Here is a 12,913-nt window from a genome sequence, read left to right as displayed (position 1 = left end):
CGAAGTCCCCATTGCCCAGCGTTGCTTGAACGATGTAATTTCCAAAATGTAAATGGGGTAATTTTTTTCAATTTATTCCACCACAAATTTTCCATTCATCATTCTTCCATCATTCAGATAAATTACATAAAAATAAATTCCTGACTGCCATCCCGATACTTCTATCTCGTATTCATTCATACCCGATACCATAGCACTTTCCTTTATTCTTTGGCCGGCTGTATTGTATATCTGCAATCGCCCTGCATTACTGCTCTCTTCCCGCACACTTATATGCATTCTATCCCGTGCAGGATTAGGAAACACATATACTTCAGGTAACACAGGAACCTCGCTAACAGACACCGTAAGCTCCGGATCACATAAAGGTGCAAGTCCCTGTCGGTAATTTGGAAAATAGGGAAGAGTACCACTATGTGTTTGTGGTAACTTTAAATCATGCGGTCTGAAATCACAGGCTATACCTTTCTCATTGGGCCGATGTATCACATGCAAAGCATCCATACTATTCCGGCAATTGACATAGATTTTACAGTCAGGACCCCACTGCATCCGTCCAATCATAGCGCGCAAGATTCCTTTTGTTTTATAGCCATCATAATGTGCTATGTGTACCTCACTCCCTTTTATGTCTGTTGATTCCAGATCATATTGATACAGATCCCAGTAAGTGCCCACATACAAAAACCTTCCCGAAGGGGAAAAACACGCCCCTCCATCCAGCACCAAACTGTCGGTCACCGGTATCCGCCGGTAATTGCTTAATTGCCCTGTCGTCCGGTCAAAATCAAATAAAAAAAATCCATCATCGTATGGATGATATCGGATTAATCTTGATCCATCCGGTGAAAAAGTAAGCATACCTCCTCCTCCATTTTGGTAATGATTGGTCGTGTCCCCAATTTCCTGTTGGTTTACCAGTTGAAAGTTGCCATTGCTTAATAAAAATTTATCATAGGATCCTCTGATGAATTTCTTTACCACTATCCACCAATCCTGATTGTTGCTATGTTTGACCAATGCAATATCTGCTATTGTGGTGCTGTCATTTATTAGAGGAACATTCTTAATTATAGTTTTTCCTAAACCATTATTATATCGCATATCGATGATGGAATATCTCAAGGCATCTACCCAATAAGTAAGAGGATTTTCTTGCAATACCGCAGAATTATGAATCAAATAATACCTCAAGGTATCCATTGGATCAGGTATAAATACCATACTCTGCTCTGCGGTAGGGTAATAATTGTAGGCCGTGGTGCAGGATTCCATCCGCACATTCCCGGGATTGATGCCCCCACCATTTTCCATCACATCGTATTCCCTATGATTGATAAAACAACCATTGCTGTAGGCTACCAATTCTCCTGCAGAATTGCTGATCATGGAATTTGTGAACCTAAATCTTATTTCCTTCTTTACAGAGTCTACTCGAATATTGTTTGAATCTACCGGTTTATGAAATTTCATTACCATCAAATTGCTGGTGTAATCAGACATCAACCAGGTGTAATCATAACGGTACTGCTGGCCATGTAACCAAAGACCATTCACGATAAATAAGAAACAAAGGAAAGGCCTTTTCAGCCTTACCTTTGTTTGAATTATGTTTCTGCTCATCGGATGATGTTTATTTTTGTTCTGACGAAGTCCCCATTGCTAAGTGTAGCTTGAAAGATGTAATTTCCGCAAGGAAAACCGGACATATCCAAATAGATATTATTTTCTTCCATCTTTGATTGTTTTAATATCTCTCTGCCGATAGGATCAAAGAGCACTAAATCCATCATTGCCTGACCAGATAAAGTGCTGATGCATACATTTTCATAAACCGGATTAGGCAGGACAATTAACTTCTCAGTCGGCAACTTCAATATGATCGGTTGAATTGTGCTTTCATGACATGGCCTGTCATCAAACACTTGATTATAACCCATTTGATGCAGCAGCCCTCTGGCTTTTAAAGTGGCATAACCACCCTCATCCGGGCACAATATGGCAATATTGTACAGCTCACTTTCTTCTGTCTCTGTCATTTCAAAATCAAGGTCCATCATGGAACGAATCTGCAGGTCATTGACAAACTTCAATTGCGTTGCGATGGCGGTGCTGACACTTATATTTGAATTGAAATCAATCAGATCCTCCAGCAATGCATCTCTGACTTCCGTATTAATCTCCATCATGGAATCCAAAAGTTGTTGCATAGAGTTTATTTGGTCAGTCAGGTCCACAACAATAATGCTGTCCCAGCTAAACCAGTTCATTACTGACATGGCATTCAGCTGATCGAACAAAATATCTTGTAGGATGTGAAGAGAGTCAAGGAGTAACTGATTCGGATCATTAGCTTCAATTGCCAATGAATTCAGACCACTCTCTACAAGCACTAATTTTCCAATTTCTGAATTGCCCACCTGATCCATAAACAGTTGTACAGAATTACTGAGATTCTGACAATTGGCTTCAGTTAGTAAATGATAAACTTGAAACCTGTCTACCCATCGGTGCTCATTCTGGAAAGCAGTATATGTAATTTCCCCATTAACCAAGGGCAATAATTCATCCGCATAATCACAAACATCATGTTCAAAACCCCTCTTTTCTTCTGAGGAAAAATTGCATTTTTTTTTGAATTGCTTAGTGTTGTTTTGAATTGTTTTCATAATAGTTTATTTTCTTCCTGTAGCGCAGGAAAAGTTTTAGGATAATCTGAACGATACACATAGTGAAGCATTATAGGGAGAGCTTCTCAGCAGTAGGGTAGTGGATCAATAATCCACATTTCATGTTTTTTCAGCGCACAAATGTTAACTGATGTCCGGTGTTTTAACTCATAGTAAAAGCTGGCATGCCTCAGCAATTACTTAATTCTAGAATTCAAATATAAATCAAAAAATAAATTTCCAAATATTTTAACACTTTTATGAAAAATAAATTTAGATCATTTTGGAAAATATCAGCTGTGGATTAAGTTGGCACGTTTATTAGCCTTCAAAAATTTAACACAGGGCATTCCACATATGTATTTTTCCTTACTGACAATTTTCAAGATTTCAGTTTTTATCCATAGCTTCACCCATCATTTGAAAGTTGAGCTTGAAGCAGTTTATAAGTAAATATTTCCTTTTTAACGGAAGTTCCGTTTGGATCCTCTGGCTCCTGTTCATCATCTTCCTGCTCCGTGCGATCATCGTATGCACCATGGGATTAATGCCCCAGGATGCCTATTATTTCTTTTACAGTGAGCATTTGGATTTATCCTACTTTGACCACCCCCCGGCTGTTGCATACATGCTTCGAGGATTTACCTGCTTGCTTGGCCATTCCGTATGGTCTATAAAATGCACAGACTTCATCATGGGATGCGCCTCTCTTTTCCTATTCTTCAAACTAAGCAAAAAATTCAATTCCAACCTGGTGGTTGGAAAGTCAGTCATACTATTTGCCTCAACACTTATGCTCACAGTGTTGATGATCAATACCACTCCTGATGTGCCGCTTATATTTTTTTGGACACTTACAATTCTATTCTTCTATCATGCCATCTTCGAAGACAAGACGATTTATTGGTTGCTTGGAGGAATGGCGATGGGACTGGCCTTTGACAGCAAATACACAGCGCTCATGCTGCCTGCAGGACTGATCTTGTTTTTATTGCTTTCTCAGAAATACAGACCATATCTCATTTCCTATAAAGTTATACTCGCTTTTCTAGTCTGGATAATTTTCATTGCTCCGGTCATTATCTGGAATGTACAACACGACTGGATGTCCTTCCGGTTTCAATCCAATGACCGTGCTTCTGCAATCATGAGCATACAACCAAAATGGAATTATTTTTTTGGAAGTTTGGCCACACAAGCTGCATTATTGTTGCCAATACTTTTTGCTCTTATCTGGTGGCTGATCTATCGCTTGACTAAAAAGACTCTCCTAAAAAGAAAATTACCAAACAATCATAATTTGTTTTTATGGTGCTTTACTTTGCCCATCCTTTTTTTCTTTACAGCGATTTCCTTGTTGTATTGGGTAAAACTGAATTGGATGTTCCCGGCATACATCTCCGGCATCATACTTGTAAGCAGGTTTGTGAGCATAAATCAACTTAAATATCAAACCATCATCAGTGTTTTCCTCCACCTTGCAGTGGCCATAGAAATCATCTTTTATCCCGTCCCCGTTAAATCTGATGACACCTGGTGGGGTTGGGAAAAATTGAGCCAGGAAGTAAAAATAATTTCAGATCAACATAAAGACGCCTTCATCTTTTCAGATGATGGTTACAAAACTACAGCCATCCTTAATTTCTACCTCGACAAAAAAGTATATGGTTCCAACATTCTCGGAAAAAATGGTCTCCAATATTCTGTCATTGACAATGACCTTTCATCATTGAAATCAAAATCCGCCCTGTACATAGATTCTCAACCGCAAATTAAAGACACCTTCCCTTCTTCTACCACTCCTGAAATTCTTCTTAACTACTTTGAAGAAATTAATCAACTACCTCCCATCCTCCTCAAAAACAAACAAGGCAAACTATTAAGGAAATTTCTGGTTTTCAAATGCACCCATTACAAAGGGATCTGAACTAATAAAAATTACAGAACCCACAGTCCCCAATTCATTGGGGATGAGTTGAATTCCTTCTTTCTAGCCCCTCTCTTTCAAGAGAGGGGTTGGGGTGAGTTGATTCACCACACATACATTTTTTCTAGCCCCTCTCTTTCAAGAGAGGGGTTGGGGTGAGTTGAATTCCTTACCTTTACCCTCATGCATAAATTTCTAATTCCGATTCTTCTATTCATTGCAAGCCTAAATGCGAATGGGCAATCTCAAAATTACCTGAGGGTGTATTTTGAAATCAATCCTAAATACAATTCCAATTTAATTTTCAGGGAACTTGATCAGGAGGCTACCTATCCGGACGGAAATGGATTCATTTCAGAAATGCCTGAAAATGCTTTTGAAAAAATAAAACCCTTTTTACTAAATACCCACATCCTGATAAATGATGTTGAAAAACACTACGAAGAAAATCTAATTGCAGATTATGCCAGATTGATGAAAGAGAATAAAGAAACCCAGACTCCCTCCTTTGCACCCAAAAGATTTAAATTGGGCTCGATGAGTGGATACCTCACACTGGACGAAATCTATGCACAACTTGACAGCATGGCGCAAGTATATCCGCACCTGGTCACTGTGAAAAAATCCATCGGCAACAGTTATGAAAACCGCCCAATATACTATGTAAAAATATCAGACAACCCGAATGAAGAAGAAAACGAACCGGAAGTATTGTACACATCCTTACACCATGCCCGTGAACCTATAGGCATGATGCAATTAATTTATTTTATGTACCACATTCTGGAATCGTATGAAACCAATGATTCCATAAAATGCCTTCTTAATGAACGCCAGTTATATTTTGTTCCGGTAGTTAATCCGGATGGTTATCTTTTTAATCAAACCAACAGACCGGCAGGTGGTGGAAACTGGAGAAAAAACAGGAAAAAGAATATTAATGGAACCATGGGTGTCGATCTTAACAGAAACTATCCTTACCAATGGGGATTTGATGATGATGGATCCTCACCGGAAGGAAATTCAGAAATTTATAGAGGATCCTCTCCCGGTTCCGAACCGGAAATAAAAGCAATCATGAATTTTTGCAAATCCCACAATTTCAAGAATGCTTTGAACTATCATACCTTCGGAAACTTACTTTTATATCCATGGGGATACGCGGAAGAAATATGTGAAGACAAGGAAAATTTCGAAACTTTCGCACAAGAATACGTTCGATCCAATAAATTTCTTCCGGGAAGTCCTCCACAAATTTTGTACAACGCCAATGGCGGGTCAGACGACTGGATGTACGGCGAACAATTTTCAAAATCTAAAATATTTTCCTTCACTCCTGAAGTTGGTTTAGCTTCTGAAGGCTTCTGGCCCATAGCATCACGCATAATACCTAATTGTGAAAGCACACTGCCTATGAATCTTTTACATGCTGCCTATGCAGGTGCTTACCTGGAGGTTCTTCCAACCACCACGTTGGTACAAATCAGCAACAATACCTGGTCCTATTCATTAAAAATACGCAATCGTGGCTTGCATAAAAGTTTGTCACACATCATCGCCCACTCTTCAAATAACTATTTTGAAATCACAGATTCCAAGTTTGCAATTGATTCTCTTTCCGAAATAGAAATTAAACTTACCCTAAAAGTAAAAGAGGGCATTCCGGGTATTTTCACTATTCCGGTGGAAATTAATTTATCGGATAATTTTTGCAACCATTGGAGTACTACCCTGGATTTGGATTACGCCGGAGTTCCAACAAACACAAAAAATTATTCTGACTCCGACATCAGAATTCATTCACACAAAATTGTACTCACCAATCCGGAACACTACCACAAAATTGCTTTGTACAATCTTCAGGGAAAATTGTTAAAAACGGAAATTCCCGCTAATGAAATAAACATCGACGCGTTAATCCCCGGTCTCTATTTCATCAAACTTGAATCAAAAAATCAACTGATAAAAAATTACAGGTTTGTGTTGAATTGATGGACTGGATTCCTAAAAAGATAAGATCAGAATGATTGAATTTTTAATCACGACAAACAACATCCATTCAATTCACAAGGATGGTAAATTAAACCCAAAATTGTCATTAGAGTTCGTAGTGAGAGGCGAAAGAGCAACAAAGGCAAGACTCCTCGCAAGAAATTCGCGCGGAGGTGAAGTTATATTTCATTGAGCACGAATTTCGAGAAGAGGCTTGCATTTAAAGCTATTTTGGCTCGTAATAGAATTCTAATGACAATTTTGGGTTACAAGAAAACACAGGAGTCTAACCCTGCATTTTTTTAACGCACAGTCTACAAATCAAATTTTATTCCCTGCGCTAAAGTCAAAGTATCACTGTAACTTATGGTATTGGTTTGCCGGCGCATATATGCTTTCCAGGCATCCGATCCGGATTCTCTGCCACCTCCGGTCTCCTTCTCTCCTCCAAATGCTCCACCGATTTCTGCTCCTGAAGTTCCAATGTTGACATTCGCAATTCCACAATCGGATCCTCTGGCAGATAAAAACAATTCCGCTTCTCTAAGACTTTCTGTCATGATGGCGGATGATAACCCCTGCGGCACATTATTTTGAATGGTTATGGCCTCCTCAAGCGTTTGGTAAGTCATTAAATAAAGTATAGGCGCAAAAGTTTCTTCGTGTACAATCTTCATATCTGCCTGGACTTCTGCAATGCATGGACGCACATAACATCCGCTGGAATATTCTGCCCCCTCGATTACACCACCTTCTACCAACATGCGACCTCCTTGAACTTTTATTTGTTCCAGTGCCTTCAAATATATTTCTACTGCATGTCGGTCGATCAAAGGACCCACATGATTTTGCTGGTCCAGTGGATTACCTATTCTCAACTGACCATAGGCCTTTTGCATCACTTGTCTGACTTCCGCATATTTGGATTCGTGAATAATCAATCTTCTGGTAGAAGTACATCGCTGACCGGCTGTTCCGACTGCCCCAAACACAATGGCTGGCAATACTTTTTTAAGATCAGCAGTCTCACTGATAATGACCGCATTGTTTCCACCAAGTTCTAAAATGCTTTTGCCAAATCGTTCTGCTACCGTCACCCCAATTGATTTGCCCATGCGGGTGGATCCGGTCGCTGAAATCAATGGAATTCGCGCATCCTGACACAGCTGATGTCCCAGATTGGCATTTCCATTAATGATACATGAAATTCCCTGTGGATAATTATTCTTCTCCAATACTTTGCATACAATGTGCTGAACAGCCACACTACAAAGTGGGGTTTTCTCTGAGGGCTTCCAAATTACTGTGTTCCCACAAACCCAGGCCAAAGCTGCATTCCAGGACCACACTGCAACCGGAAAATTAAAAGCAGAAATCACACCTACCACGCCCAAAGGGTGCCATTGCTCATACATCCTGTGCAATGGACGCTCTGAATGCATGGTAAGGCCGTAAAGTTGTCTACTGAGGCCTACAGCGAAATCACAGATGTCTATCATCTCCTGGACCTCTCCAAAGCCCTCCTGAAGACTTTTACCCATCTCAAAAGAGACCAAAGCCCCTAAGTGTTCCTTATGTTTTCTGAGCTCTTCTCCCAATTGCCGCACAAACTCTCCTCGCTTAGGAGCAGGAACTTGTCGCCACTCTAAGAATGCCTCATGAGCTTGATGGACGATTACATCGTAATCGCTGCTACCGGTCTGACTTACTTTTCCTATTAATTTACCATCCACAGGTGAAAAACTGGAGATCCAGTCTTCGGAAAGAAAAGACTGACGCCCACACCAGCTTCCGGAATTTTCTCCCTTAAGCTGAAGCGCAGCTAAATGTGCTTGTATCATATTTCTATTGAATACTTATTTTCTGGACTTCCTGATGACCCTGTGCATTGAGGTAATGCAGCATATAGATACCTGGTTGAAGACCTGATAAATTCATCCGCCAATGTCCGGCACCAAGTTGTTTTACTGGAATCTCCAGCGTTCTTCCATCCAATTGACTTAAATTCAGGCTGGCTGGTAAGGCCTCCTCTGACCTGATTTCCAAATATTCATGAGCGGGTTGCGGATATACACTCATCAGTTTTTGTTGGGTCTCCTTACTACCTGTGTAAAATGAAGTAAACAACTTAATGTCATCTATATAAAATCCATCGTAAGGAATTTCGCTGTAATTGGTGTTCACAAATATTTGAAGATAAATACTTCTGCCCACATATTTTTTAAGGTCAATCCATTCTGCAATCCAGTTCTTCTGTGTGCCAGAATAAACCGGGTTGTCCAAATCCTGAAAATTCCCTCCACGAACTGTGTATTTGCCACAAATCGGCTCATAGGAAATTCCGTCAGTAGAAATCTGCACCTGTGCAAAATCAGATTCTGGATTCAGGTCCCACTTGGCTTGTAAACTCAAATAGGCACTGGCCGCACTTCGAAGGTCCAAAGGCAATGCAGTACGTATACGGTATTCTTTTCCCGGACTAAGTTTTTTATTAGGACTGTCTGTGAAGCAGCTTGGCGCGGATGTATAACTTTCTGTCGTGGTCAACAAAGGATTATTGTTGGGTGACATCCATTGATTCTGATCGAGACATTTTTCTTCCCATACAGGAACTCCCCAATACACTTTTCTCAATTGGATGGTCTGCTCAAAATCTCCGGTGGTCAGCTTTATAGTAAAATTAATGACCTCTCCCTTGCTCAATCCCGGACCTAAAGTATATTCGATTGCAACCATATGACCCGCACCGGCTTCCAACACAAAAGGTATCACATTTTGCATAAAAACATGATTCGGATGATCGCTGGTACATACCACGTTTATGGCAGCTTGCGCCACACCGGTACGCTGAACAAATACATTCAAGCTCCCTTGATCCACTGCCAGCACTTCAGGACTGTGGTCTTTCATTTCCGCACAGGCACCAGCATTCCAGGCAGCCATCTTGTTCATGAATTGCGTACTCTGATTGATCTTGAGTATGTCTTTTCTTTCAGGCCAGAAATTATAACCAACTTCAGGTGTAAAAGCAAAAATTTTATTCTTGGAAACCACATCTCCATACATCCAGTCATCGCTTACCCCATTCACCTCATAATTCAAAGTACTGTAGGAAGATCCTACCCTGAACCGATTGTAGCGGGTATACTGAGTGGCCATTGCAGAAAACAGGCTGGAATCTACAGTATTCAAGCTTGAATATCCCCAGGGAATGATTAACAAATCACCATGAGAATGATAATTCAAAGCAATCTGAAACTCATGATCTATGCAAAATTGACGCATAGCCTTTGTTTCGATCTCTGAAAATGCATTCTCACCTCTAAAGGTTTCAGAGCCCCATTGTGGAGATGAACCATTGTCATTGTATCCCCATTGATACCCATAATTCCGGTTAAGGTCTACCCCTACTCCGTCTGTATCTTCCTTACGGTTCTTACGCCAAAATCCCTGACCGGCCGGATTGGTTTTTTGATTGTACAAATATCCGTCCGGATTTACGCAAGGGACAAAATACATGGCCCTTGAATTTACCAACTTGGTAATCTCTGCATCCTGTCCGTAATTCTCCAGCAAATGCCACATAAAATAAAGCATTTGAGACATACTCACCGGCTCGCGGGCATGGTGAAGCGCTGTATAAAGAATCTCCGGCTCGGATTCATCCAAATCAGGATTATCAGAAATCTTAACGTAATAAATCAGATTTCCCTCTTCGGTCCTGAAATTGCCAACTGATTTACGCACAGTGATCAGATTAGGATATAACTCCTGCATCAGATCAAGGGATTCATACAACTCATTCAAATTGGGAAATCCGTTCATGGAGCCGTAAGGATAATTACTGGGTAATTTGAAAAGTGGGCCCCCATCGGGAATAGAATCACAACTCACCGGAGTCCTGGGTTGAATTAATATTTTATTGGCAACAATTTCGAACTTAAATCCTGAGGATTCCAGTTTCTCCATTTCTAAATGGCTGAAATCCCCGGTAAAACTTACGCCTGGCACATACTGCCCATGATCGAAAGCAAGCCCGGTTTGTTGAAGATCACGCATGGTTTTTCCATCAAGTGAGATCTTAATTTTATGCCAGTCGTGCTGACCGAAGCTAAGTGTGGGTAAAACAAAAACAAACAATAGCAACCGGTATAATTGAGACCTCATGGAATACACGTAATTTTACGGGCACAAAGATATAAAATTCGGGAACAAAGACAAGTGAAACTCAAATCATATTATAAAAAAAATGTATATGAAGCCGGATGTGACGAAGCGGGCAGGGGATGCCTTGCCGGACCGGTCGTTGCAGCAGCCGTAATGCTTGATCCGGACAAGCCAATTAAAGGACTCAATGACAGTAAACAATTGTCTGATCTCCATCGCAGAGAACTCAGGGACGAAATTTTAGAGAAGGCATTGGCCTATGCTATTTGCGATCTTTCACCCGGGGAAATTGACCGGCTCAACATTCTTCGGGCCAGTCTGCAGGCCATGGCAAATTGTGTCTTGCAATTAAATCCCAAACCTGAATTTATCCTCGTGGATGGCAACAAAACCATACCCATACTACACATCGCACAACTTGCCATCATCAAAGGTGACAGCTTGTATCAATCAATTGCTGCCGCTTCAATTCTCGCCAAAACCAGCAGAGATGATATGATGATCAGGCTTCATGAAGAATTTCCTGTGTATGGCTGGAATCAAAATAAAGCTTATCCCACAAAATTCCACCGCAACATGATCCTCTTACACGGCCCTTCTCATCATCATAGAAAAAGTTTTAAAGTAAGCGCACCCGATTTATCCAAAAGTCTTTTTTAAATCATGAAAAAACTGCTGATTGCATTTCCGGTATCCGACCTCACCATCGCACGGTATCTTGCTGCCCGGGAAATTGATTTCCTGGCACTGGATCTGGACAGCATGAACCAACTGGAAGCAAACAAGCTGGTAAATCAACTCAGAGAATGGACGGAAGGTCCCGGAATTATAGGCGTCACAGTTGATGAAGAGAAGAAAGCTGTGTATGAATTTCTTCAGATTTTTGATGGTCTTTTATTGAATTGTGAACCATTCAATCTTAATGCCGGCTCCATTCCTAAAATTGAAGATGGAAGCAAAATGTCTGTTCATTTTTTGACCAATGACTCCTTGCTGAACCGCATAGAGGAAAAAGAGTTGCCACAAACTTTGGTTACGGTCTCTAACGGTCAAGATTCATTTCCGGAAAAGGCATTGGGCTGGATTTTTAACCCGGGAAAAGAAGAACATACCGGCATTTACGACTTTGATCGGCTGGAAGAATTTTTAGACAAATTACAGAACCGTAACTAAAATCTGTTGGTAAGTAATTTCTACAAAATGTTCCGGTTTTACAGAAACTATTTAATCCCTACTGGACAATTTGGACAACAGCCTGAGCATCTCCAGATACAACCAAATCAGAGTCACCCAAAGTCCCATGGCAGCATACCATTCCATGTATTTCGGAAGACCTGCTGATTCTCCCTTGTCAAAAAAGTCAAAGTCCAGCATAAGGTTAAATGCTGCAATGCCTACGACCAAAACACTGAAGCCAATTCCAAATAAACCGTTGCCAAAAATAAAAGGGACTTGTATATTAAAAAATCCAAGCACTATCGACACCAAATAAACCAAAGCAATCGCCCCGGTAGCACCAATGATAACCGATCTGAATGTATCATTCACTTTTATGATTCCTGACTTGTACAGAAATAACATCAGAAAAAATACAGCCAGCGTAAGCGACACTGCCTGAAAAACTATTCCATTAAACAAACTGGCATACATAAACGATACCGCGCCAACAAAAAGTCCCTCAAAGGCCACGTATAAAGGTGCCAAAATGGGAGACCATTGTGTTTTAAATGCCGCTGCAATCACACAAATCAACCCCCCGATAATTCCTATCCACAAAAAAATAGTGCTGGGCATTACATATGAAATGCAGGAGGTAACCACTAAAATAAATCCAAGTATCAGTGATCTGTTGATTGCCCCACTGACAGTCATGCGCTCTGTACCAATTACATCTCCCAGATTGTCTTGATTGGTCAGTACTGACTCCCTCAATAATGGACTGGATCCTGTCTTAAGTTGAAATGGATTTTTAAATGCCATGAATCAATTTTTATAATTGTGAACCTAAAATTAGAACTTAAATCGAAAAAAACAGAAATAAATTGATTTTTAACATATCCTATACTTGACCAACTCCTAATCACTAAAAAATTACGGAAGGCACAACTGGCACCTTCCGCAATTCCATTTTAAACTTTCTTATGAAAACTGTATATTG

9 protein-coding genes are annotated in these 12,913 nt (G+C 40.4%); 4 read left to right on the top strand and 5 right to left on the bottom strand.

Features of this window, described 5'->3' with window-relative positions; genetic code table 11:
• Positions 1 to 72: 72 nt before the first annotated feature.
• The gene (locus IPJ53_03720; protein MBK7798198.1) at positions 73 to 1,623 is read right to left on the bottom strand and encodes a T9SS type A sorting domain-containing protein; all 1,551 of its coding nucleotides are present in this window, start codon (positions 1,621 to 1,623) and stop codon (positions 73 to 75) included.
• Positions 1,620 to 2,669, bottom strand: coding sequence for a T9SS type A sorting domain-containing protein (locus IPJ53_03715; protein ID MBK7798197.1), 1,050 nt, complete (start codon positions 2,667 to 2,669; stop codon positions 1,620 to 1,622). The genes IPJ53_03720 and IPJ53_03715 overlap by 4 nt, the downstream gene beginning before the upstream one ends.
• A 433-nt stretch (positions 2,670 to 3,102) precedes the next feature.
• Here IPJ53_03715 and IPJ53_03710 point away from each other — a divergent pair, with 433 nt between their 5' ends.
• Entirely contained in the window at positions 3,103 to 4,596 is a 1,494-nt protein-coding gene (locus IPJ53_03710) for a glycosyltransferase family 39 protein (GenBank protein MBK7798196.1), read from the top strand.
• Between the two features lie 183 nt (positions 4,597 to 4,779).
• Complete coding sequence (locus IPJ53_03705; protein ID MBK7798195.1) at positions 4,780 to 6,588, top strand: T9SS type A sorting domain-containing protein; 1,809 nt, start codon at positions 4,780 to 4,782, stop codon at positions 6,586 to 6,588.
• Between the two features lie 314 nt (positions 6,589 to 6,902).
• On the opposite strand, the gene IPJ53_03700 is transcribed toward IPJ53_03705, so the two are convergent.
• On the bottom strand, positions 6,903 to 8,429 hold the full coding sequence (locus tag IPJ53_03700; GenBank protein MBK7798194.1) for an aldehyde dehydrogenase family protein: 1,527 nt from the start codon (positions 8,427 to 8,429) through the stop codon (positions 6,903 to 6,905).
• Between the two features lie 4 nt (positions 8,430 to 8,433).
• Positions 8,434 to 10,755, bottom strand: a complete 2,322-nt coding sequence (locus tag IPJ53_03695; GenBank protein ID MBK7798193.1) for an immune inhibitor A — start codon at positions 10,753 to 10,755, stop codon at positions 8,434 to 8,436.
• 54 nt (positions 10,756 to 10,809) lie between these two features.
• On the opposite strand from IPJ53_03695, the gene IPJ53_03690 reads away from it, so the two are divergent.
• A complete protein-coding gene (locus IPJ53_03690) occupies positions 10,810 to 11,415 on the top strand; it encodes a ribonuclease HII (GenBank protein ID MBK7798192.1) in 606 nt (201 codons plus the stop codon).
• Between the two features lie 3 nt (positions 11,416 to 11,418).
• A complete protein-coding gene (locus IPJ53_03685; GenBank protein MBK7798191.1) occupies positions 11,419 to 11,928 on the top strand; it encodes a hypothetical protein in 510 nt (169 codons plus the stop codon).
• A 51-nt stretch (positions 11,929 to 11,979) separates the two neighbouring features.
• Here the strand turns inward: IPJ53_03685 and IPJ53_03680 are convergent, their stop codons facing one another.
• Positions 11,980 to 12,735, bottom strand: a complete 756-nt coding sequence (locus IPJ53_03680; protein MBK7798190.1) for a Bax inhibitor-1/YccA family protein — start codon at positions 12,733 to 12,735, stop codon at positions 11,980 to 11,982.
• Between the last annotated feature and the right edge of the window lie 178 nt (positions 12,736 to 12,913).

The organism is Candidatus Vicinibacter affinis (assembly GCA_016714365.1).
Taxonomy (GTDB): domain Bacteria; phylum Bacteroidota; class Bacteroidia; order Chitinophagales; family Saprospiraceae; genus Vicinibacter; species Vicinibacter affinis.
Note: the sequence above shows the minus strand (reverse complement) of the source record. Positions and strands in the feature narration are given on the sequence as shown.